This is a genomic window from Microbacterium sp. NPDC086615 (assembly GCF_040686055.1).
Classification (GTDB): domain Bacteria; phylum Actinomycetota; class Actinomycetes; order Actinomycetales; family Microbacteriaceae; genus Microbacterium.
The window spans coordinates 9,927-33,468 of the sequence record NZ_JBFBJJ010000018.1 but is presented as its reverse complement, the minus strand read 5'-3'; the positions used below and the strand labels follow the sequence as shown (position 1 = coordinate 33,468).

At 69.8% G+C, this 23,542-nt stretch carries 18 protein-coding genes; 11 read left to right on the top strand and 7 right to left on the bottom strand.

The annotated features are described in order from the left end of the window. The first annotated feature begins 61 nt into the window (after positions 1-61). Both AB0O24_RS15670 and AB0O24_RS15665 read left to right on the top strand, forming a co-directional pair. Entirely contained in the window at positions 62-1,477 is a 1,416-nt protein-coding gene (locus AB0O24_RS15670; RefSeq protein ID WP_363376203.1) for an amino acid permease, read from the top strand. 50 nt (positions 1,478-1,527) lie between these two features. Next, positions 1,528-3,156 carry an amidohydrolase family protein gene (locus AB0O24_RS15665; protein WP_363376200.1) on the top strand — a complete coding sequence of 543 codons (1,629 nt, stop codon included), beginning with the start codon at positions 1,528-1,530 and terminating at the stop codon, positions 3,154-3,156. 58 nt (positions 3,157-3,214) lie between these two features. Here the strand turns inward: AB0O24_RS15665 and hpxO are convergent, their stop codons facing one another. From hpxO to uraD, 3 genes are read right to left on the bottom strand one after another with little or no spacing between them, the layout of a single operon-like run. Continuing rightward, entirely contained in the window at positions 3,215-4,399 is a 1,185-nt protein-coding gene (gene hpxO / locus AB0O24_RS15660; protein ID WP_363376197.1) for an FAD-dependent urate hydroxylase HpxO, read from the bottom strand. Between the two features lie 8 nt (positions 4,400-4,407). Continuing rightward, positions 4,408-4,728, bottom strand: a complete 321-nt coding sequence (gene uraH, locus AB0O24_RS15655; protein ID WP_363376194.1) for a hydroxyisourate hydrolase — start codon at positions 4,726-4,728, stop codon at positions 4,408-4,410. Beyond that, on the bottom strand, positions 4,725-5,252 hold the full coding sequence (gene uraD / locus AB0O24_RS15650; protein ID WP_363376191.1) for a 2-oxo-4-hydroxy-4-carboxy-5-ureidoimidazoline decarboxylase: 528 nt from the start codon (positions 5,250-5,252) through the stop codon (positions 4,725-4,727). The genes uraH and uraD overlap by 4 nt, the downstream gene beginning before the upstream one ends. A gap of 241 nt (positions 5,253-5,493) precedes the next feature. Here uraD and AB0O24_RS15645 point away from each other — a divergent pair, with 241 nt between their 5' ends. Next, positions 5,494-7,068, top strand: a complete 1,575-nt coding sequence (locus AB0O24_RS15645; protein WP_275801574.1) for a hypothetical protein — start codon at positions 5,494-5,496, stop codon at positions 7,066-7,068. Positions 7,069-7,106: 38 nt separating this feature from the next. After that, positions 7,107-10,442, top strand: a complete 3,336-nt coding sequence (locus tag AB0O24_RS15640; RefSeq protein ID WP_363376188.1) for a LamG-like jellyroll fold domain-containing protein — start codon at positions 7,107-7,109, stop codon at positions 10,440-10,442. Between the two features lie 67 nt (positions 10,443-10,509). Here AB0O24_RS15640 and AB0O24_RS15635 read toward each other — a convergent pair whose 3' ends face one another. From AB0O24_RS15635 to AB0O24_RS15625, 3 genes are all read right to left on the bottom strand, one after another. Continuing rightward, complete coding sequence (locus tag AB0O24_RS15635) at positions 10,510-11,337, bottom strand: hypothetical protein (RefSeq protein ID WP_307383429.1); 828 nt, start codon at positions 11,335-11,337, stop codon at positions 10,510-10,512. After that, positions 11,315-12,313, bottom strand: coding sequence for a type IV toxin-antitoxin system AbiEi family antitoxin (locus AB0O24_RS15630; protein WP_307383426.1), 999 nt, complete (start codon positions 12,311-12,313; stop codon positions 11,315-11,317). The genes AB0O24_RS15635 and AB0O24_RS15630 overlap by 23 nt, the downstream gene beginning before the upstream one ends. Before the next feature lie 76 nt (positions 12,314-12,389). Beyond that, positions 12,390-13,016: an XRE family transcriptional regulator gene (locus AB0O24_RS15625; RefSeq protein ID WP_363376183.1), complete on the bottom strand. Its 627-nt coding sequence runs from the start codon at positions 13,014-13,016 to the stop codon at positions 12,390-12,392. A 159-nt stretch (positions 13,017-13,175) separates the two neighbouring features. Here AB0O24_RS15625 and AB0O24_RS15620 point away from each other — a divergent pair, with 159 nt between their 5' ends. The 7 genes from AB0O24_RS15620 to AB0O24_RS15590 all read left to right on the top strand — a co-directional run bounded on the left by AB0O24_RS15620 (position 13,176) and on the right by AB0O24_RS15590 (position 23,111). Beyond that, entirely contained in the window at positions 13,176-14,933 is a 1,758-nt protein-coding gene (locus AB0O24_RS15620) for an NCS1 family nucleobase:cation symporter-1 (RefSeq protein WP_275801569.1), read from the top strand. After that, on the top strand, positions 14,930-15,682 hold the full coding sequence (locus AB0O24_RS15615; protein ID WP_275801568.1) for an aspartate/glutamate racemase family protein: 753 nt from the start codon (positions 14,930-14,932) through the stop codon (positions 15,680-15,682). Before AB0O24_RS15620 ends, AB0O24_RS15615 begins: the two co-directional genes overlap by 4 nt. 51 nt (positions 15,683-15,733) lie before the next feature. Next, positions 15,734-17,068, top strand: a complete 1,335-nt coding sequence (gene allB / locus AB0O24_RS15610; protein WP_363376180.1) for an allantoinase AllB — start codon at positions 15,734-15,736, stop codon at positions 17,066-17,068. After that, positions 17,065-18,402, top strand: a complete 1,338-nt coding sequence (locus AB0O24_RS15605) for an acetamidase/formamidase family protein (RefSeq protein ID WP_363376177.1) — start codon at positions 17,065-17,067, stop codon at positions 18,400-18,402. Before allB ends, AB0O24_RS15605 begins: the two co-directional genes overlap by 4 nt. A 291-nt stretch (positions 18,403-18,693) precedes the next feature. Then, on the top strand, positions 18,694-20,268 hold the full coding sequence (locus tag AB0O24_RS15600; protein ID WP_363376174.1) for an AtzH-like domain-containing protein: 1,575 nt from the start codon (positions 18,694-18,696) through the stop codon (positions 20,266-20,268). A 151-nt stretch (positions 20,269-20,419) separates the two neighbouring features. Continuing rightward, the gene (locus AB0O24_RS15595) at positions 20,420-21,652 is read left to right on the top strand and encodes an alanine--glyoxylate aminotransferase family protein (RefSeq protein WP_363376172.1); all 1,233 of its coding nucleotides are present in this window, start codon (positions 20,420-20,422) and stop codon (positions 21,650-21,652) included. 175 nt (positions 21,653-21,827) lie between these two features. Continuing rightward, positions 21,828-23,111: an allantoate amidohydrolase gene (locus tag AB0O24_RS15590; RefSeq protein WP_363376169.1), complete on the top strand. Its 1,284-nt coding sequence runs from the start codon at positions 21,828-21,830 to the stop codon at positions 23,109-23,111. Positions 23,112-23,199: 88 nt separating this feature from the next. On the opposite strand, the gene AB0O24_RS15585 is transcribed toward AB0O24_RS15590, so the two are convergent. After that, on the bottom strand, positions 23,200-23,542 hold a 343-nt coding region (locus tag AB0O24_RS15585), incomplete at its 5' end, for a hypothetical protein (RefSeq protein ID WP_363376167.1).

Genomic DNA, 23,542 nt, shown 5'->3' with positions numbered 1-23,542 from the left:
ATCGAACTATGTTCGTTTTACGCGATCGCAGGTGATCGCACCTCACCCAAGGAGTTCGCTCATGTCTCAGCGTTCCCGCACCTCCCTTCCCCGCTCGATGGGCGTCGTCGGCCTCACGCTCTTCGGCATCTCGTACATGGCCATCGGCACGGTCTTCACCACGTACGGCATCGTGAACCAGCTGACCGAGGGGCACCTCGTCGCGTCCTACGCCGTCGCCCTGATCGTCATGCTGTTCACCGCCTCGAGCTACGCCGCGATGGTCCGCCGCTACCCGGTCGCCGGTTCGGCGTACACCTACGCACAGCAGTCGTTCGGCGGGGGCGTCGGCTTCCTCACCGGGTGGATCCTGCTGCTGGACTACCTGTTCATCCCGATGATCAACTTCCTCATCCTCGGGCTGTACGCCAACACCCAGTTCCCCGACGTGCCCGTCTGGGTGTTCACCCTCGGCGCGATCATCGTCGCGCTCATCCTGAACGTCCTCGGCATCTCCCTGGTGAGCAAGGTGAACACCGCGGTCGTGCTGATCTCGTTCGCCGCGGTCGTGGTCTTCGCCTTCTTCGCCATCAAGACCGCGATCGGAGACCCCGACGCCCCCGGCGTCTTCGAGCCGTTCCTGCCGGGCAGCGCGCAGTTCAGCCCGGTTCTGACGGGTGCCGCGGTGCTCTCGCTGTCGTTCCTGGGCTTCGACGCCGTGTCGACCCTCTCCGAGGAGGCGAAGCGCCCCCGGCGCGACATCCCGATCGCGATCATGGTCACCACCATCGTCGGCGGACTGCTCTTCATCGTGGTCGCCTGGCTGGGTGCTCTGGCGTACCACCTCCCCGACTGGAGCGCGGCGCCGCAGGCGCTCCTGGATGCCGCGGGTGCGGTGCTCTTCGACCACGTCGGGGGACCGATCCTCGCCGGCAGCTTCGTCTTCATCACCGTCATCGGCACCCTCGGCGCCGGGCTCGCGGGACAGGCGGCGGTGTCTCGCATCCTGTTCTCGATGGGGCGCGACGGCATCCTGCCGCGTCCGCTCGGCGGCCTGTCCAAGAAGTACGGAACCCCGGTGGTCGCCACCGCTCTCGTGTCGCTCGTGGCTCTCGCGGGCCTGTTCGTGACGTTGTCCCAGGCGGCGTTCATGATCAGCTTCGGCGCGCTCGTCGCCTTCGCGATGGTGAATCTCTCGGTCATCCGCACCTATCTCTTCCCGCCGCGCGCGGAGCGTCGCGCGCTCACCGCGGGACGCCTCGTGCGGTACGGGATCGTCCCCGCGATCGGATTCGCGCTCACGCTCTGGCTGTTGAGCTCGCTCGAGGGCGGGACGTGGGTCATCGGCGGCGTGTGGGCTCTCGTGGGCGTGGTGATCGTCGCGATCAAGACCGGGATGTTCCGTCGCCCGGTTCCGAAGCTCGACTTCTCGGAGGTCGAACCCACCACCGAGGCCATCGACCAGTTGCCGCGCGAGTCCTTCCTGGGGCACAAGTGACGGCATCCGACCGAGGCGACACCCGTCGCTCGTTGAGAGAGGGGGCATCCGTGCCCGAGAACATCGACCTGCTCGTCCTCGCGGGAGCGATCCTCACGCCAGCGGCCCTCGCCGGAACGCCCGCGGAGGCCGGGTTCGTGGCGATCCGCGACGGCGTGATCGTGGGTGTGGGGACCCCGGATGCCGCGGACTCGTGGAAACCGCGCGCTCAGCGCGTCGTCGACCTGGGTGACGCGACGCTCACCGCCGGCATCGTCGATGCGCACATCCACCCCGTCGCGGGGATCGGGATGACGAGAGGCGTCGACCTGAGCGAGGCGGAGACCCTCGAGGAGGCCCAGCAGGCGCTGGCCGCGGAGTCCGCCGACGCGGGCGAATGGGTGTTCGGGTGGGGTCTCAACCCGAACGTCTTCGGTGCGGCGGCACCGTCGATGCGACTTTTCGACCGGCTGTCGCAGGACCGCCTCGCGTTCGTGCAGCTGTTCGACGCGCACTCGGCCGTCGCGTCCGCGGCGGCCCTGGCTCGCGCGGGTGTCACGGGTGTCGAGACCTTCGGCGACGCCTCGTCGATCGCCGTCGACGCCGAGGGCACGCCCACGGGGTATCTCCTCGAGCATCGCGCCATGGGGCGCGTCACACGCATCATCCCCGCCCTGACGTTCGAAGAGCGGCGTGATGCCCTCGTCGCCATCCTGCGTGGCATGGCCGAGACGGGTGTAACGATCGGGCAGATGCTCGACTCGTCCGACCCCGATGCGTTCGACCTCTTCGACGCGATCGAGGCCGAGGGGGAGCTGCCGATCCGTCTTCGCGTCTCGCCGATGGCCGTTCCGGGTTCCACCGAGGCGGACTGGGCGCAGCTCGCCGACCTCCAGGGCCGGCACGGCCGCCGGTGGGAAGTGCGCGGCATCAAGCTCATGATCGACGGCACCATCGACAACGGCACCGCGTGGCTGCGCGAGCCCGACACGCTGGGCGAGTCGACCGAGTCGCTCTGGCTCAGCCCGCCGGAGTACGCCGCCGCCGTCGAGTACTTCCACGCCCGCGGCATCCCGACGACGACCCACGCGATCGGCGATCGCGGCATCGAGTTCGTGGCCGCGACCTTGAACGGCCTCGAGCGCACCGGTGTCCCGCACCGCATGGAGCACATCGAGACGCTGCCCGACGACGTGCTCGACCTCATCGTCGAAGCCGGGGTCTCGGTCAGCATGCAGCCCACGCACTGCACGCACTTCACGCGCGCGGACCACACCGACAACTGGTCGCGCCGCCTCGGCGACGAGCGCGCCGACCGCGCGTGGCGCACGCGCGACCTGCACGAGAAGGGAGTGATCGTGGCCCTCGGGTCGGACTGGCCGGTGGCGCCGTACGACGCGCGAGCCACCCTCGCCGCGGCGATGCTCCGTCGCCCGGCGGGCCGCGTGGATGTCACGCCCGTCCTACCCGATCAGGCCCTCGACGCCCCGGTCGCCCTCGACGCGCACACGCGTGGCTGGTGGCGTTCGGTCGGCGAGGCCGGCGGGACGATCGAGGAGGGGATGCCGGCGTTCCTCACCGTGTTCTCCGCCAACCCGCTGACCGCGGATCCCGACGCCTTCGCGACGGCCGACGTGCTGTTGACGGTCGTCGGCGGTGACGTGGAGGTGGACCGGACGGCGGTGACCGCGCGGGGGTGACGAGCTCGGGCGGGCAGGCACCTGTGCGCTCGAGCCTCTGGGCAGGCGAAGAGCCGGCTCAGCGCATCACGCTCGCGCCCAGCTCCACGGGGCTTCCCTCGATGTTGCCGATGATCCCGCGGATGACCCCCGTCCCGTCCTCGCGGCGCAGGCCGTCGTACCAGGCCTGCGTCGCGGCGACGTCGAACGCGTGCGTCTCGTGCGCGCGTTTGCGGGCGCGCAGCACGAGGTCGCCGGCCCGCTCGGTGCGGATGCGCTCGTAGCGCTTCAGCGAGTCCTCGACGCCGAGCGTCGTCGTGGCGAAGACGATGCCGAGAGCGAAGCTGTCCTCGAGCGCCGAGCACGCGCCCTGCCCGATGTCGGGAGCGGTGTTGTGCGCGGCATCCCCGAGGATCGCCACGCGCCCGCGCACCCACGTGTGGAACGGGTCGATGTCCCAGATCTCGACGCGGTTGAGCGAGGCGTCGGGGTCGATCGTCTCCAGCAGTGCGCGCACTCCCGGTGCGCCCCACGACCCGAATGCCGCCTCGAGCGCGGCCATGCGGTCCTCGACCACCCCCGACGGCCCGGGTACGTCGACGAAGAAGTAGAACCGGTCGCCCGCGACCGGCATGACGGCGCACCGCTTGCCGTCGCCGACGTAGGTCGTCCACTGACCGAGCGGTCCGATCCGCTCGTCGGCGCGCACGAGACCGTTGTAGTTCACGTATCCCGAGTACGACCTCTCGGGACGGATGCCGGTGGGCTCGGTGACGTAGTCGCGCACGATCGAGCGCGCCCCGTCGGCCCCGATCAGCAGATCGGCCGTGTCGGTGGTGCCGTCGGCGAAGGTAGCGGTGACCACGCCGTCGGCCTCGGACACGCCGGTCAGCTGCTTGCCGAGGTGGATGTGGGCGGGGCCGACGGCATCCATCATCAGCTGCTGGAGATCCGCTCGCGCGACCGGGTAGGGGCGCTGACCCGTCTGCTCGGTGACGGGCGCGAGGCTGAAGCGGCAGAGCTCGTCGCCGGTGTGGCCGTCGTAGTAGGCCATGTCGTCCATGCGGCCGCCGAGGGCAGCGACTTCGGGGCCGAGACCCAGCCAGTTGAGCACCTTCACGCCGTTCGACCACAGCGACAGCGCGGCACCGACCGGACGGTTCTCGCGCATGCGGTCGTACACGACGACTTCGTGGCCGAGCTTCTGCAGGGCGAGGGCCGCGGACGTTCCGCCGACTCCCGCACCGATCACGATGACTCTCATGACGCTCCTCAGCTGCCGCGGTAGGTCGAATAGGCGAACGGGCTCAGCAGCAACGGCACGTGCAGGTGCGCCTCGCCGCTCACGGTGAACGCGACCGTCGCGATCGGGTGGAAGGACGCGACTCCGCGCGCGCGGAAGTACGCACCGGTGCCGAAGGTCAGCGCGTAGTCGCCGTCGTCGAGGCGATCGGGTCCGAGGGCGAGGCGGCCGTCTCCGTCGGTCGTGCCCTCGGCGACGGGGGTGCCGTCGAGTCGGGCCAGCGCGACGGCGACGCCGGTCGCGGGCGTGCCCGCCGTGGCATCCAGGATGTGGGTGGTGAGGTGGGTCATTCGGCGTCCTCGGGTTCGGCGGGCGCTTCGTCGGCGAACGTCGTCCGCAGGCGGAGCAGGGCGATTTCGGCGAGCTGACGGGTGGCTTCGACGATCTCGGTGTCGGGGTCGTTGCCGAGGCGGCGTTCGAGTTCGGCGCGCATCTCGCTCGGCGTGCGTCCGGCCGCGCGGATGAGGAACACCCGCCCGAACCGTTCCTCGTAGGCGGCGTTGCCGGCGGCGATCGCGGCGACGTCGTCGTCGGCGGCGGAGGCCATGGACCCCTGTTCGCGACGGGATGCCGCGGCCTCGGCGCCGTCGCCCGCGACCTTCGCGCCGATGCGGGGGTGCGCGTGCAGCGCCGCCTCGAGGTCGGTCGGTGACCAGACCGCGGCGAGATCTCCGGCGTAGGTGGCGAGGGCATCGACGTCGGCGTACGGGCGACCCGCGACGACGGCGTCGACCCAGCCCGGGATGTCGGCCCAGACGCGGACGACGGCCGTGGCATCCGCCGTCGAGGCCGCGTTGAAGTGGTGCAAGTGCATGCCGGTCAGGCTAGGCGCGCCGCGTTACGGGGCTGTGGCGGGATGTGTCGGCGATGTTGCTGTGGGGAACATTCGTGTGCGGCGACCGGCCGCGCCCGTCCACGCGGCGAGAACCCGCCGTTCATCTCTAGATACCGCCCGTGAGAGTTGCCGGGCAGATCGCGTGGATAGCTTCTGTCCGGCCCGCCCGAGGGCCGACGCCCGGAAAGGGCGCCCCATCCGCGAGAGGACCCCGTTTCCCATGCCCCCCACGTCTCCGAGACGGTCCCTGCGACTTCTCGCCGCCGTCGCCGTCTCACTCGTCGGGCTGATGGTCGCCGCACCGGCTTCAGCCGCGCCGATCGACCGCTTCCAGGCATCCACCTCCGCCCTCCCCTCGGGGGTCGGGGCTCCCACGCTCCTGCTGCTGGAGAGCGTGAACGCGGCAGGAAAGGTCCTGCAGATCGGCGACACGAACGCGCAGGTGTCATCGGCGCCCGGCGCGACGGACCGCGCCGCCGCCGCGATCGAGACCATGAGGACCGGCAACGCAGCGTCGCTGAAGGCGCAGGCGTTGCGCTTCTTTCCCGTCACGGGGTCGGCCAACACCTACCTGATCGCCGATCAGCAGGACCGGGTCCTCGTCCGTTCCCGCAACAGCGAGACGGCCTTCCGCTACCTCCAGCTCGCCGATGTCGCGGACTCCGCGTCAGATCCCTACGCCCAGTGGGAGGCGCGCGACGCCGGCGACGGCACCGTCAACCTCGTGAACGTGCAGCCGGATCCGTCGTCGCAATCCGCCGCGCTCGATCTGTACAACTGGAAGACCACCGACGGCTCGGAGGTGCAGACGTACACGCTCAACACCGGTGCCGCCGTGCAGAAGTGGCGGATGCACACGCTGCAGGCCACCGTGGCGGTCCCCAGCGCGGTGGTCCCCGCGGGGTCGGCGCCGTCGATGCCGACGAGCCTTGCAGCCCGATACGGCTGGGGAGGATCGGTTCCTCTGACGTCGATCGCCTGGCGCATGCCCGATCGATCGGTCTGGAACAGCAGCGGCGAGGTCGACGTGACCGGAACGGCATCCGGTTTCTTCGGTGAGGCGGTCGCGGTCACGGCGCACTTCTCCGTCGGTTCGCCCGGTCAGGCGGACGACGCGGCGCTGAAGTCCTACGCGGGTGTGAGCGTGAAGGAACTGCGGATGCTCGCCCCGCGCACGGTCGTGCGCAAGGTCAGTGGAACGGCGGCGACCGTGACCTCCCCGGTGTCGTGGGACTGGTCGGCTCTCACGGATGCCGCGCTCGCGCAGCCCGGAACCGTCACGGTCGAGGCGGTCGCCGGATCGGGCTTCAGCGCTCGACTGATCATCACGCTCGTCGCACCCGAGCGCGTGAACCTGCTGCGGCAGAACGGTGTGCGTCCGGACTGGACGTTCAAGGACGGCACGACGTTCGCCCTCACCGATGGCAACCGCAACGCCGTCGGTTTCGCCGACTGGCGCAGCGGTGGAGCCGCCAACCGGGTCAACCCCAACCGTGTGTCGTTCTCGTTCGATCAGCCTCGCCAGATCACCGGGGTGAACGTCTACGACATCGGCGGGAAGCAGAACATCGGCACCGTGACCGTCCAGTACCGCACCCTGCTCGGCGGGTGGAAGAACCTGCCGACCGCGTCGGGCTGGCCCGTCACCAACGCGACCGCCAACCTCTCCCTGGAGGTCACCTCCACCCCCGTGCTCGCCACCGGCCTGCGCGTGATCGTCGGCAACAAGTCGTCCGGCACGTGGATGACCCTCTCGGAGGTCGAGGCCTACGGGCCCCGCACCCCCGCTTCCTGACTCGCCGTTCCGCTTTCCCGCATCTGATGAGAAGAGAGATGTCCATCCAGCCTCGTCGCGCCTCGCGCGCACGTTCCGTGGTCGCCGCCGTGACGGCGTTCGCCCTGTCCACCCTCGTCCTCGGCAATGCCTCCGTCGCGCTGGCGGCTGACGGGAACACCCCCTCGTCGGCCCCGTCCGCCGCCGCATCAGCCGACGCGCCCGCCACCGCGGACCGATCCAGCTTCCTCCTGCCCGTCCTCCCCGACACGCAGTTCTACTCGCGCTACAGCGCGTCGCAGTTCTACCCCCAGTACGGAACGAACCCGTTCGAGGCGCAGACGCAGTGGGTCGTCGACCACAAGAACGACCTGAACATCCCGTTCGCCGTGCAGCTCGGCGACGTCGTCGACCAGCAGTGGGTGGGCGATCAGTGGACCGCCGCGTCGAAGGCCATGCGGATCCTCGAGGACGGGGGCGTGCCGTACTCGATCATCCCGGGCAACCACGACGTGGCAGACCAGGGCGCACGTTCGTCGGAGGCCAACGCGGCGAACTACCTGTCGAACTTCGGGGCGACGACGCTGAAGCGGCAGGCCGGAGGAACGCTGCTCGGCACCTTCCAGAACGGGTACTCCTCGGCTTACGACTTCCAGGCGGAGGGACACGACTGGATCGTCCTCTCGCTCGGCTGGAACGCCTCCGACGACACGTTCGCGTGGGCGCAGGGCATCCTCGACGCCCACCCCGGTGTCCCCGTGATCTTGAACTCGCACGCGATCATCGGCATCGACCAGGACCAGATCTCTCCCACGAGCTGGTGGTACGGCGACCTGCTGTGGGACAAGCTCATCCGCAAGAACGACCAGATCGTCCTGACCCTGAACGGTCACTTCCACGGGGCGACCCAGCGAACGCTGACCAACGACTTCGGACACCCCGTGTTCGAGGTGCTGACGGACTACCAGATGGCCGCGGACGGCGGTAACGGCATCATGACGCTGTTCGAGTTCGACCTCACGAACAACAGCATCGACGTCGACACCGTCTCGCCCTGGGTGTCGAAGAAGCACGCCGATGCACTCACGTCGACGGACACCCCCGTGCTCGACGGGAAGTGGCAGCAGTTCAGCCTCCCGATCGACTTCGGCGCCCGCTTCGGATGGTCGGCCCCCACCGCGGCGCAGGCCGACAACGTCGATCTGTCGGAGCGAGCCAAGCAGATCGTGTCGGCGGGATGGACCGGACAGGGGAAGGAGCAGCAGCTCGCCGTCGCCGGGAACGACAGCGACTACGTGCGCGTCGACGGGACGATCGCGCACTGGCGGTTCGGCGGCGTCGCCGGGGGCGACATGACGGACACGACCGAGATCCCCGACATCGCCGGGTCGAGCCCGATGTACCGCAACCCCGTGGACGACACCGACGCGCCCGACACGAGCGACGACGTCTCGATCTCGCACGCCAACGTGCCGGTGTACTCGGCCGACAAGGGCGCGGTGTGCTTCACCGACGTCCACCGTAATGCGGGCGCGCGCGACAACCTCGGCTACATCACCACCGAGTACGGAGCCCCGGCCACCTTCGCGCACCTCGACGCGACGACCGGTTACACGCTCGAGACGTTCCTTCAGATGGACACCAACTGGACCGAGGCGGCCAACCGCTGGGGAGCAGCCATCACGCGCGGCGGTGCCCGCCAGTGGATGGGCATCAACGACTCCTCCGACGCCGGTGCCGGTGCGGCATGGCTGGGCATCTCCAACCTCCGCGAGTACCAGTACTCGGCCGCAGATCCGCGCTCGAAGAACTCCTACACCCTCTGGTCGGGCGAGATCATGCCCGGGTCGTGGCATCACGTCGCGATCGTGAACGACCCGGCCAAGGGAACGGTCATCATGTACGTCGACGGCGTTCCGGTGCTCCGCAACGCCTCGCAGGTCGGCGGGATGATGGCGGCCGACTTCATGCCGTGGATCATCGGCGCCTCGACGTGGAACGAGGAGCCCGAGCACGGCTGGTACGGCTGCGTCGGTGAGACGCGCATCGTCGACCACGCCCTGACCACCGACCAGTTCCTGTACCAGCGTCAGAACATCGACGCTGGCGGACCGCAGTTCGCCCTGGTGACGGACGTGTCGTCGGCACAGCCGGCGGGGGCGTCTCTCGCGTCGTTCGACGGCACCGGGCTCGCCGGCGCCGACGTGCGCGTCGTCGACCGGGGCCGCACGATCGGTCGGGCAGCGGTCGCCGCGGACGGCACCTGGCACGTGGCCCTCGAGAGCCCCGTCTCCGGCGCCGGCGCCCACCCGCTGAGCTTTGTGCAGTCGCTGGGCAGTCGTGACGGGAAGGCGCTCGAGGCGACGGTGACCATCTCGGCACCCGTGCCGACGCTCACCGACCCGTCGGACCAGCGCGTGCTTGTGGGGGGAACGGCGACGTTCTCGGTGACCGCGGGGGGATCGCCCGCTCCGACCGTCGCCTGGCAGTCGTCCGCGGACGGGTCTGCCTGGACGGATGTCGCGGAGGTCACCTCGTCGACCCTGACGGTGAAGGATGCCACGACCGAGATGAACGGCCGCAAGTTCCGCGCCGTGGCCTCCAACGTCGAGGGCGGCAAGACCGTGTCGGCGGCGGCGACCCTCACCGTCATCGATCCGACGCCGTCTTTGCCGTCCTCTTCGGACCTGGCTCCCGTGGACGTCACGGGTCCTCTCGACGGGGGGACCACCGTGACGGTGCACGCGGGCGCGGCGCACAAGGGTCAGGTCCTGCGGGCGTGGGCGTGGTCCTCGCCGACGGATCTCGGACAGGTGACGACGGATGCCGCGGGCGACGCGATCGTCGATGTCTCCGCGCTCGAAGCGGGCCGCCACACCGTCGCGCTCACGCAGCCGAACGATCCGACCGTCCTCGCCTGGGGCACGTTCGAGATCCCGGTGCACCCGACCACGCTGCGCGACAACACGGAGCTGCGCACCACGGTGACCGCGAGCGATCTGTGGTCTCTCGATGCGCAGAAGTCCTCGGTGGACTTCGGCTCGGTCGAGCGGGGGACGCGTGCGACGGCGAACCTCGGCAAGGTCACCGTCGTGGATGATCGTGCCGCGCTGACGGGATGGACGCTCACCGCGACGGCCACGCCTTTCACCAGCGGCACCTACTCCGCCCCGGCGGACGCGCTCGGCATCCGACCGATGTCGTTCGCGGGCGAGGTCCTGCTGCCGGGTCTCGCCGTCGGCACGGGCGGAGGGGTCATCGCCACGGGCGCGGCCGGCGTGTCCACGGGGGTCGGCGGCGCGCGCTTCGACGCGGGCCTGGACTTCACACCGCCCAAGGATGCGCCCGTCGGTGTCTACCACTCGACGCTGACGCTGACGCTGATCGCGAAGTAGAACACGCGGGGCCCTCGCCGACGTCCGGGTCGGCGGGGGCTCCGTCGTCCGCTCCGGCCATCAGGCGTCAGGCGGGCGGTTGCGCGTCGCGGAGACCGCGCGTGAACGCCTCGACGATATCGAGTCGTCGCGACCGGTCCTGCGGCAGGTTGAGCAGGTGGCCAGTGAGCGGCCGCACGTCCAGGCCGGTGAACCGGCTCACCAGGTCGTTCGCGTCTGAGGGGATGAGATGCCGCCGAATGTCACGGCCGAGGAGATGCGCGCTGCTCTGGTTAGCGTCGAAGCCGTACAGTTCGCTGATGTCGATGTCGGCGCTGAAGAGACGATCGCTCGTTGACGGATCCTGCGCATACCAGTCGAAGGCAACAGCCAGATCCTGTGCGTCGCGATGGTCGCCGTGCGCACTTCTATCCGCCCACGCGCGGGTTTTGAGCAATGCATACCCCGAGGGTTGAGGAAGACGGACAGCTTCCCCGGTGGGAAGCGTCAGGATTGATGCTCGGTCGAACACCTCCTGGAATCCGAAGACGACGATGTCGTCATTGCGGGTCGATGGTCGGCTGAGGCCGCGGGGTTCCTCAGCGACATCGCCGAACGGGACGACATCGACATGCATACCGGCGACGCGAAAGGCGATTCCGTTCGACTGGATGGAGGTGAATGCCGATCCGATCCGCTCGAACTCGTTCCATGAGGCGATGGCGATTCCGAGGTCGAGGTCTGTGGTCAGGCGCGTCGGTGTCGTTCTTCCCAAGGCGGAATGGATGGCATCGCGACACCGTGCCCCGACCAGCAGGATTTTCCGAGGATCGATACCCGTCGTCGTGACCAGATCGTGGACGGCCGCCGCGACATCGTCCAGCAGTCGGAGGTCAATGCGCGCGCAGTCGAGCATTGTCGTTTCTCAGACGCTGGGCTGCTTCTCGTTCGCGAGAATCACCGGATGCCAGGAGATCGGCGTAGACCAGCAAAGGCGGCGCTTCTCGTAGTCGGGCAGATTCTCGCGTGCGCGCCGGGACAGGCTCGGTCCAGAACTTCTCGCGAAGGAACAGGGTCGGTGACTCGTCATCGCGCGCCCAGCGCCCCGCTTGGGCTGCATCGCGGGGGATGCCGTCGGCGTAGATGGTCCATGTGATGTTGCGTGCGATCCACGGTGCGACGGCTTCTCCGCTGAGATAGAGCGGTGGGCCGTCCGGAGAGAGGCGGGACGGGTCGAAAGTCCCACGAAAGGCTCGAGTGTTCTCCCGCGAGCCGAGTCCGCTCGTAAATGCTGCCGCCCATCCATCGATCAGCGAGTCGATGTTCCTCAGGGAACCGTGGTCGCGTGGGCCGAAGCGGTCGAGGAAGTTGGCTGATTCGAGAGCCACCAGCGTCTTCTGCGTGAAGCTCACGGAGGCTCCGGCGGCTCGCGCGAGGTCTTGGAGCCGTGCAGCGAGGAGGTCCGGCCAACTGATCACCGCAAGGATGACCTGCGACCGCTTTTCCGTGAACAGGGAGGCGCTCTTCGCGGGTTTACGGAGGCCGGTGGCGGAGTCGGGCGTCCGCCCGCGCACGTCGATCAGCGTGTCTCCGAGCGACAGGTAGCCGTTACCTGCCTCGTCGATGAAGTTGACGCCGATGTTTCGGAGCGCGTCCGCGTTGCGCGGCGTGACTCGGCTGCTCAGCGCGACGACAGGACCTTTCACGGGGAGAGGGAGGATGTGCTCCAGCTCCGTGAGGGTCAGAGGCGACACCGCAACCGCGGTGACCGTCTGCTGCTGCTTCCCGCGTGAAACGACGAGAGAGGTGACCGGGCTGTTCACCGTCGGCATGTTTCCGATGAGGTCGATGCCGTAGTCTCGCGCACGGCTCCGAATCTTCTCGCTGTCCATGATTTCCTCCGAGGAAAATTCTCCTACAAGGAGATCTTTCGCGCAAGGAAAATTCTCCTCGTGTGAAATCTGCCGTTCAGGCGTGCACGATCAACCAGTGCGCCACGGCATCCGTCTCGCCGGTGTTGTGCAGGCGGTGGGGGACCGAGCAGGGGTAGCTGATGGCATCCCCCGCCCGCAGGATCACGCGCTCGGCCTCGAAGTCGATCGTGAGTTCGCCGGCGACGACCGTCCCGACCTCATACCCCTCGTGGTGGAACAGGCCGTCAGCGCCGTGGGCGGAGGCGCCGGTCGGGTAGATCGATTCGAAGTAGTCGACACCGGGGGACGATCCGGGGGTCAGGCGACGGAACGAGACCCCGCTGTCGAGCACGATGACGGGCGACTGCCCCGCGCGCTGAAGGGTGAAGCCCGAGGGCCCGACGGGTTCGATGGGACGGTCGGATGCCGGGTCGAAAGCCGCCACGAGAGGAACGCCGAGGGCGTCGGTGATCGCGATGAGCCGCGAGACGCTCGGTTGCATCACCCCGCGCTCGATCTGCGACACGGCGCTGGGGGAGATGCCGAGCGTCTTCGCGAGAAAGCGGGCGGAGATGCCCCGGGCCTGACGGAGATCGCGGATGCGCGCCCCGACGGATGCCGACGGCTGGGGCGTCGCGGCCGCGCCCTGGTCGACGGCGTCGGCGAGGGGCGGCTGCGTCATGCCCCGAGTCTAGGGAGCCGCAGCGTGTGAAGGATCGACTTCACACGCTCGTTACACGAGCGAAACCAGCGGGGTTGTGTGAACCCATAACTTCACATCAGAGCTCCACTCCGGCCGCGGACTCCACGTCGTGGCATCCATCGTCCTGAGAGGAATGACATGACTTCCACACCGCTCACCGGCCCCCACGATCTCGTGGAGGCCGCCGGCCACCCCCACGGTGGCGGCAACATGAAGCCCGAGTACGACGACCGGCTCGCCAACGAAGACCTCGCCCCGCTGCGCAAGCAGAAGTGGACGAGCTACAACATCTTCGCCTTCTGGATGAGCGACGTGCACTCGGTCGGCGGCTACGTCACCGCCGGTTCGCTGTTCGCCCTCGGCCTGCAGTCGTGGCAGGTGCTCGTGGCGCTGATCGCCGGCATCGTGATCGTGCAGGTCTTCGCCAACATGGTCGCCAAGCCCAGTCAGAAGACGGGCGTCCCGTACCCCGTCATCAACCGTGTGGTGTTCGGCATCCGGGGTGCGAACATCCCCGCGATCATCCGTGGTCTCATCGCGATCGCCTGGTACGGCGTGCAGACGTTCCTCGCGGCCGAGTCGCTGAACATCATCTTCCTGAAGTTCGTGCCCGGGTCCGCCGCCCTCCTCGACGTCTCGTTCGCGGGGCTCTCGGCGCTCGGCTGGATCTCGTACGCGATCCTGTGGACCGCGCAGTTCCTGCTGTTCTGGAACGGCATGGAGGTCATCCGCCGCTTCATCGACTGGGCGGGCCCCGCCGTCTACGTCGTGATGATCGTGCTCGCGGTGTACCTCGTGTCGCAGGCCGGCATCCAGAACATCTCGTTCACCCTGTCGACCACCCAGCTCGACTTCTGGGCCTCGATCCCCGTGATGTTCGGCGCGATCGCGCTCGTGGTGTCGTACTTTTCGGGTCCGATGCTGAACTTCGGTGACTTCGCCCGGTACGGCAAGAGCTTCGCCGCCGTGAAGAAGGGCAACTTCTGGGGTCTGCCGGTCAACTTCGTGTTCTTCTCGCTGCTGACGGTCATCACCGCGTCGGCCACGGTGCCGGTGTTCGGTTCGCTCATCACCGACCCGATCAAGACCGTCGAGCAGATCGATACGCCCTTCGCGATCCTCCTCGGCGGCCTGACGTTCGTGACCGCGACGGTCGGCATCAACATCGTCGCGAACTTCATCTCGCCCGCGTTCGACTTCTCGAACGTCGCGCCGAAGAAGATCTCGTGGCGCGCCGGCGGCATGATCGCCGCGGTCGGTTCGACGTTCCTCATGCCGTGGAACTGGTACTCCAACAGCGACGCGATCCACTACTCGCTCGGCGTCCTCGGTGCGCTGATCGGGCCCCTCTTCGGCATCCTGATCGCCGGCTACTACATCGCCGCCCGCCAGCGCGTGAAGGTCGACGCGATGTTCACGATGGATGCCCAGGGCCCCTACTGGTACCGCAACGGCTTCAACCCGAATGCGGTCAAGGCGGTCATCGTGGCCGGTGTTCCGACGGTCGCGATCGCCGTCTTCCCGAAGCTGTTCGCCGACCTCGGTCTGTTCAACGTCTCGTGGATCAGCGACTACAGCTGGTTCATCGGCTGCGGCCTCGGCTACGTGCTGTTCCTGCTGTTCGAGCGCATCGACCCGCGGGTGCCGACGTTCGACGGTGAGACAGAGGGGATCTCCGACGGCACCGTCGAGGTGGCGGCCGCTGCCGAGGTCGAGGCCCTGGTGCTGGCACGGACGGTCGCGGATGCCGGGACCCCGGTGCCGGGCTCCGGAGCCGTCGCGCCCGATGCGCCCGTGGTGCTCGCGAAGACGACTCAGGATGCCGCGGTTCCGGAGCGCGGGACGGCAACGCCCGGGCGCCCGACCGCCGCCGGCCCGCGCGAGGCGCTCGCGTGAGGATCCTGCTCATCAACCCCAACACCTCCCGGGCGATGACCGCGAAGATCGCGGACGCCGCCCGGGGGGTGGCGGGGCCCGACGTGGTCGTCGACGCCGTGTGCCCGGCCGTGGGCGCGTCGGCGATCGAGAGCCACGTCGACGAGGTCGCTGCGGCGGCCGCCGTGGTCGAGCTGGTCGCCGCCGACCGCGACGGTGCGAACCCCGCCGACGCGTACGTGATCGCGTGCTTCGGCGACCCGGGACTCGACGCGGCGCGCGAGCTGGTGGACGCCCCGGTCGTCGGGATCGCCGAGGCGGCGATGCACCTGGCCGCGGTGTCGGGGCGGCACTTCGGCGTCGTCACGACGCTCAGCCGCACGCTCGGGCGTGCGCACGACCTCGTCGCGCGGTACGGCATGGAGCGGGCGTGCGTGTCGCTCGCGGCGACCGGGATCCCCGTGCTCGACCTCGAGGACACCGGCTCGGTCGCGGTGGAGACCATCGCGCGGTACAGCGCAGAGGCTGCGGCGGGCGGGGCTGACGTCATCGTGCTCGGCTGTGCCGGGATGGCGGACCTCTGCGCCGAGCTGTCGGCACGCGTCGGTGTCCCGGTCGTGGACGGGGTCGCGGCGGCGGTGGGGATGGCATCCGGGATGGTGCGGATGGGTCTCGGGACGAGCAAGCGCGACGAGTACGCGCTTCCCGCTCGTGGGGCAGGTGCGCCCACCCTTCCTCCCCAGGCAGCGAATCTCGAGGTGTTTGCATGAATGTTGATCACGGTTACATCTGCGAAACGCGGGGCGCTTAGCGTGGCCGGTATGAGCACACGGATCGCCGCGCGACGGGTCTATCTCGACGGGGAGTTCCGCCCCGCAACGGTCGTGAGCGAGGGCGGGGTCATCACCGCGGTCGAGCCGTTCGACGCCGCGGCCGAGACGGTGCTGCCGGGCGATTCCGTGCTCCTGCCGGGCCTCGTCGACTCGCACGTGCACCTCGACGAGCCGGGTCGTACCGAGTGGGAGGGCTTCGCGACCGGCACCGCCGCAGCCGCCGCCGGGGGCGTGACGACCATCGTCGACATGCCGCTGAACAGCCTCCCCGTGACGACCACGACGGATGCTCTGGATGCCAAGCGTGCGGCCGCCGCGGGAAAGCTCGCGGTCGACGTCGCCTACTGGGGCGGCGCGGTGCCCGAGAACCTCGGGTCGTTGCGCAAGCTCGCCGACGCCGGGGTCGTGGGCTTCAAGTGCTTCCTGTCGCCGAGCGGCATCGACGAGTTCGGGCATCTCGACGCCGATCAGCTCGAGCGCTGCCTCGCCGAGCTCGCCACCTTCGACGGTCTGCTGATCGTCCACGCCGAAGACCCCGCGCACCTGCACGCCGACGGCGCGCTCGGGCCGCACTACCGCGACTTCGAGGCCAGCCGCCCGCCCCTGAGCGAGAGGGCGGCCATCCGCCGCGTCATCGAGGCGGCGCGCCGCACGGGCGCCCGCGCACACATCGTTCACGTGGCCGACGGGGGAGCGCTCGACGACGTGCGCGCCGCGAAGGCTGAGGGCGTGCGGCTGACGGTCGAGACCTGCCCGCACTATCTGACGCTCGACGCCGACGCGGTGCCCGACGGGGCGGGCGCGTTCAAGTGCTGCCCGCCGATCCGCGGCGGCGACAACCGCGATCTGCTGTGGGCCGGGATCGTCGACGGCACGATCGACGCGATCGTCAGCGACCACTCGCCGGCGACCGTCGAGCTCAAGGGCAACCCCGACTTCGGCCTGGCCTGGGGCGGGATCGCGGGCCTGCAGACCGGGCTGTCGGCCGTGCACTCCACGGCCCGCGCCCGAGGCCTGGCGTTCGAGAGCATCCTGCCGCTCCTCACGGCCGGGCCCGCTCGCATCGCGGGTCTCGACGGACTCGGCGTCATCGAGACGGGCGCCCCGGCGCACCTCGTCGCGTTCGCCCCCGATGAGGAGTTCGTCGTGGATGCCGCCTCCCTCGAGTATCGCAATCCCGTCTCTCCGTGGCACGGCCAGACGCTCACGGGCGTCGTCCGAGAGACCTGGCTTCGCGGCGAGTCGGTGTACCGCCGCGGCTCCGCGGTGACGGAGCGCGGCGGACGCGAGATCCTGCGCGCAACCGCGGCGGTGGACGCGTGAGCGGTGGCGAGGCGCGCCAGGCCGCGTCCGAGGTCCCGGAGCTCGATCAGGCCGCACCCGAGGTCCCTGAGCCTGTCGAAGGGACCGGGCGCACCGCACCCGGTGTCGCACCCGAGGTCCCTGAGCCTGTCGAAGGGACCGGTCGCACCGGCTCGGGGGGTGGCTTCGACGAGCTCAGCCACCCTGGCCGCCCCGCGTCCCTTCCGATCCTGCAGCCCCACACCGGTCCGATCCCCGGCGACCACTACCTCGCCGCGACCCCGACCACCGTCCTCTGGGGTCGCCTTCCCTGCGCCACCGACGCCGCCGTGCTCGAGATCGCGCCCGGCGAGACCGTGACCTTCGACACCGTCAGCCACGAGGGAATCCTCGATGATCAGGGCAAAGACCCCGGCGCGTACTTCGCGGCCCACGGCGTGCCGCGCGAACAGGTGCTCGACGATGCGGTCGAGATCGCGGCATCCGTTCTCCGCGACCCCGTCGCCGACGGACCCCACGTGGTCGTCGGTCCGGTGCACGTGACCGGAGCGCACCCGGGCGACCTGCTCAAGATCACCGTCGAGACCCTCGTGCCGCGCGTGCCGTACGGCGTGATCTCGAACCGCCACGGCAAGGGCGCGCTCGTCGGCGAGCTGCCGCGCGGTGAGCACAACGTCAGCGTCTTCGCCGCGGTCGACGAGCGGGGTGGCATCCTGCACGGAACCCTTCCGGTCGTCGAGGGCGGCGAGCCCGTCGTGGCGTTTCCCCTCGCGCCGTTCCTCGGCACGATGGGTGTTGCGGTCGCGGGCCACGAACGCCCGCACTCGGTGCCCCCGGGAACCCACGGCGGCAACATCGACATCAACCTGCTCGTCGAGGGCACCACCCTGTTCCTCCCCGTCCAGGTCGAGGGCGCGCTCGCGTACGTCGGCGATCCGCACTTCGCGCAGGGCGACGGCGAGGTGGCGCTCACCGCTCTCGAGGCCTCGCTGCGCGCCACGCTCCGCTTCGAGGTGATCCCCGCGGATGCCGCTCGCGCGGCGTTCGGCGAGGTCACGGGTCCGCTGGTCCGGACGCCCGAGTACCTCGTGCCCACCGGGATGCACGTCGACCTCGACGAGGCGATGCGCGCGTGCGTGCGTGCCTCGCTCTCCCTGCTGAACGGGCGGTGGGGAATGGACGAGCACCTCGCCTACGCCTACCTCAGCGCGGCAACCGACTTCGACATCTCGCAGGTCGTCGACATCGTCTCGGGCGTGCACGCGCGGATCCGCGAGGCGGACTTCGCGGGCGTGCCGTCGGTGGAGCCCGAGGCCGTGGCATCCGGTAACGACGCAGACGGGAGTGCGGCATGAGGGCCCCGCGTGGTCGGCGCCAGGATCGAGTGTCCAAGACACGCCGTATCGAGGGGGCCGCAAACGGCGTTTCTTGGACACTCGCCGCCGCGAGACCCCTTCCGCGCCAGAAGTCCGAAGGAGACGACGTATGACCCCCGCTCTCGCCGCCGCCCTCGCCCGCGCCGAGGCCTACACCGCCGCATGCGGTCCGATGCCCGCCGCTGAAGGTCGAGTGTCCAAGACACGCCGTATCGACCGGGCCGCTAGCGGCGTGTCTTGGACACTCGATCGCAACGAGAGGGGCGCGCGATGACAGATGCCACGATCCCCGCCGACCTCCGCGACGCCTTCGACGCGTACGAGCGCGCGATCGTCGCGAATGACCTCGACGCCCTCGACGCCTTCTTCGCGCCGGGGCCCGACACGCTCCGCGGCGACCCCGCGGGCCTGCTCGTCGGACACGACGCGATCAGTGGGTTCCGCTCGCTCCGCGGCGGTGTCCCCCCGCGCGACATCACCGACGTGCACTATCGCCCGCTCGGGCCCGACGTCGCCCTGCTCATGTCGGTCTCGCGCTTCCGCGGCGGGGGCCGGGGCCTCCAGACGCAGGTGTGGCAGCGCATCGACGGAAGCTGGCTCATCACCGCGGCCCACGTCGCACCGCGCACCCCGCCCCTCGACCGTTCGATCTGGCGGAGCGTGGGCGATCCCTTCCTCCAGGGCGCGTGGGAGGGGCCGCTCGCGGGACTCACCGTCGCGGTGAAAGACCTGTTCGCCATCGCGGGCTTCCGCATCGGGGCGGGCAACCCGACCTACCTCGAGGGGGCACGGCCCGAGAAAGCCACCGCACCTGCCGTCGCCGACCTCCTCCGCGCCGGAGCGTCGCTCCGCGGCATCGCCCGCACCGACGAGTTCGCCTACTCGATCGCCGGCGACAACGTGCACTACGGCACCCCGCCCAACGGCGCGGTCGTCGGGGCGCTCCCCGGCGGGTCCTCCAGCGGACCGGCATCCGCCGTCGCCGCGGGACACGCCGACATCGGCCTGGCCACCGACACCGCCGGGTCCATCCGCGTGCCGGCGTCGTACCAGGGACTGTGGGGACTGCGGACGACGCACGACCTCGTTCCGCGGCAGGGCATGCTCCCGCTCGCCCAATCGTTCGACACGATCGGCTGGCTCACCCGTGACGGCGACACGCTCGAGCGCGTGGCCGAGTGGTGCCTGAGCTACGACGGGTCGGCGTCGACCGAGAACGTCTACGGTGCGTCCGGCGACGACCTGCCGTGGCGGTTCCTCGTCCCCGAGGAGATCCTCGCGTGCGTCGAACCGGCGACCCGCGAGGCGTTCTCGAAGATGTTGGCCGCGCTCGCGGCATCCGACGAACCGCCGCCTTTCCGCGCTGTCGAGGCGGGCGATTTGGATGCCGCCTTCACGACGTTCCGTACCGTGCAGGGGGCCGAAGCCTGGCGCAACAACGGCGAGTGGCTGCGGGCGCACCCCGGGGCCGTGGGTTCGGCGGTCGCCGAGCGCTTCGACATCGCCGCGCGGATCACCGCCGCAGCCGAGGCCGATGCGCGCCGAGATCTCGAGCCGATCGCGGCGCACCTGGCCGAGCTCGTCGACGGGGCCGTGCTGATCTTCCCGACCGTGCCCGGCCCCGCGCCGCAGCGCACCGCTGACGTCGACGCGGTCCGCGCGGCCACTCTTCGCATGACGGCACCGGCCGCGATCGCGGGTCTCCCCTCGATCTCGGTGCCGCTGCTGACGGTCGACGGCGCGCCCGTCGGCGTGTGCCTCGTGGCGCGCGCGGGCACAGACATCGCGCTGGTGCGTCTGGCTCGGCGTCTCGCGGCGCTGGTCGAGGCGGGGAGCGGGCGATGACCGGCGCGCGCTGTCCCGCGCTCCGGATGATCCGCCCTCTGGCCGCGCATCGCGGGCGTCCGCCGCGGCGATCCGTCGAAATCTCCGGAGCCCGGCACAGTCCCCTCCGACTCACTATCCCTGAAACCCACCCCCGCACCACGGAGTCCCGATGACCCACCTCCCCGGCCCGATCGACCCGCCCGCCCGCCTGCTGATGGGCCCCGGCCCGATCTCGGCGTACCCGAGCGTGCTGCGCGCGATGGGAGCCCCGCTCGTCGGGCAGTACGACCCGTTCATGACCGCGACGATGAACGAGACACAAGAGCTCTACCGGCAGGTCTGGGGCACCGCGAACGACGCGACGCTCCTCATCGACGGAACGAGCCGCGCCGGCATCGAGGCCGCGATGGTCTCGCTCATCCGCCCCGGCGACCGCGTGCTCGTCCCCGTCTTCGGCCGCTTCGGACACCTTCTCGCCGAGATCGCGGAGCGCGCGCTCGCCGAGGTGCACACGATCGAGGTGCCGTGGGGCCAGGTGTTCCCGGTCTCGACGATCCGCGAGGCCGTCGAGCGCGTCAAGCCGCACCTCGTCGCGTGCGTGCAGGGCGACACGTCGACCACGATGCTCCAGCCGCTCGACGAGATCGGCGAGATCTGCCGCGCCCACGACGCCCTCTTCTACACCGACGCCACGGCCTCCCTCGGAGGCAACGCGTTCGAGATGGATGCCTGGGGCCTGGATGCCGCGACCGCAGGCCTGCAGAAGTGCCTCGGCGGACCCTCGGGTTCGGCGCCGATCAGCCTGTCCGACCGTGCCGTCGAGGTTGTGCGCTCGCGCGCCCGGGTCGAGGCAGGGATCCGGGAGGAGGGGGATGCCGTGGCCTCCGACTTCATCCGCTCGAACTACTTCGACCTCGCGATGATCCTGGATTACTGGGGCCCGCGGCGCCTGAACCACCACACCGAGGCGACCACGATGCTCTACGGCGCGCGGGAGTGCGCGCGCGTGCTGCTGCTCGAGGGTCGTGACGAGGTCATCGCGCGGCACCAGCTGCACGGCGACGCGATGCTTGCCGGCGTCGGGGGCCTCGGCCTGACCGTCTTCGGCGACGTCGCGCACAAGATGACGAACGTCGTCGCCGTCGAGATCCCCGAGATGGTCGTCGGCGACGCCGTGCGGTCGGAGCTGCTGAGCGACTTCGGCATCGAGATCGGCACGTCGTTCGGCCCGCTGCACGGACGCGTCTGGCGCATCGGCACGATGGGCTACAACGCCCGGAAGGATGCCGTGCTCACCACCCTCGCCGCCCTTGAGACGGTGCTGCGCCGCCACGGCGCGTCGGTGCCCGCGGGTGGCGGCGTCGAGGCCGCGCAGGACGTGTACGGGGCGGCAGCCTCGTGACGCCCGTAACCTCCCGCCCCGCCGCCGCCCGCCCCGCCCTCTCCCGCCCCACCTCCTTCGCTGACTTGCGCCAAACGCCCGCCGAGCCCCGGTCGCCGCGGACATATGACGCCAGTCACCGCGCTGGTCGTGGCCGTCACACGCCGACCGGCCGGGCCGGCGGAAGGCAGCGTCCATGAGCACCACCACTCGCCTCCAGGTCGAGCCCGAACGCATCTCCGCGGCCGCGCGCCGCGTCATGGGGCGCTGCGAGGAGCTCGCGCGCGTCACTGCGACGCCCGGCAGCATCACGCGCGTGTACCTGTCGCCCGAGCACGCCCGGGTGAACCGCCTCGCCGCCGAGTGGATGCGCGAGCTCGGCATGACCACCCGGCAAGACGCGGCGGGCAATCAGGTCGGCCGCCTCGCTCCCGTCGGGGCCCCCGACGCTCCCGCCCTCATGCTCGGTTCGCACCTCGACACGGTTCCGGATGCCGGCCGCTTCGACGGCATCGTGGGTGTGCTGATGGCTCTCGAGGTCGTGCGACTCCTCCGCCGGGTGGACGACGAGGGCACGGTGTCGAGTCCCTTCCCGTTCGCTCTCGAGGTGATCGCGTTCTCAGACGAGGAGGGCACCCGCTTCGGCAAAGCGCTGCTGGGCTCCTCGGCCGTCGCCGGGCAGTGGGACGAGTCGTGGTGGGACCTGATGGATGCCGACGGCTCCACGCTCCGCGAGGCGTTCCGCGAGTTCGGCCTCGATCCGGGCCGCATCGGCGAGGCCGCGCGTCGGTCCGACCAGCTCGTGGGCTATCTCGAGGCGCACATCGAGCAGGGGCCCGAGCTCGACCGGGCGGGTCTTTCGCTCGCGGCGGTGTCGTCGATCGCGTCTGCGCGGCGGTTCCAGCTCGTCGTCGAGGGAGAAGCACGGCACGCCGGCGGCACACCGTACGACATGCGCCGCGACGCCCTCCTCGGGGCGAGCGAGGCGGCGCTCGCCGTCGAGCGCATCTGCCGCGGCGAGCATCACATCATCGGGACGGTCGGGCAGCTCGAGGCGTTCCCGGGTGCTGTGAACGTCGTGCCCGGTGAGGCGCATTTCTCGCTCGATCTGCGCGGCGAGTTCGACGAGACCCGCGACCACACCTGGGACGCGATATCGGCGGAGTTGGATGCCATCATGGGCCGCCGTGGTCTCCGCTGGCACGCGCGTGAGGTGCACAGCGCCCCGGCGGTGTTCTGCGAGCCGCTTCTGCAGGACGTCGTGCGGGCGGGGATCGGTGGGGATGCCCCGACCCTGTTCAGTCGTGCGGGGCACGATGCCATGTCGATCGGGGCGATCACCGGTGTGGGGATGCTGTTCCTCCGAAACCCGGAGGGGATCAGTCACCACCCCGACGAGGCCGTCTCCGCCGCCGATGTCGCGGCGGGGATCCGGGCACTCGCCGAGGCGGTGCTGGGGTTAGGGTCGGAATGCGCGTAAGAGACGTTTCCGTGTCGACGGCATCGCGGCGTCGGTTTCGACAAAGCCACGACATCCCCTCACAGACCCCGAGTGGGGACCATTATCGCTAGCAACTCGAAGGGCTGAGGGCGTAGATGGCGGAGTAGCCGAGGGTGTCGACCGAGAAGCTGGTGACTCCGGCGGGGGATTTTTTGGTCCAGGCTCCGCCTTTGGCGCTTTGGTAGAGGTAGTGGTCGCTGCCGAGGAAGTATCCGTAATAACCGTTGCTGTAGCAGAGGCCGACGGAGGTCGCGGTGACGCCCGCAGGGAGGGCGGGGAAGTAGGAGTTGTTGAGCTCCAGACCGACGGTCGTTCCGGTTGTGTAGATGGCGGAGTAGCCGAGGGTGTCGACCGAGAAGCTGGTGACTCCGGCGGGGGATTTTTTGGTCCAGGCTCCGCCTTTGGCGCTT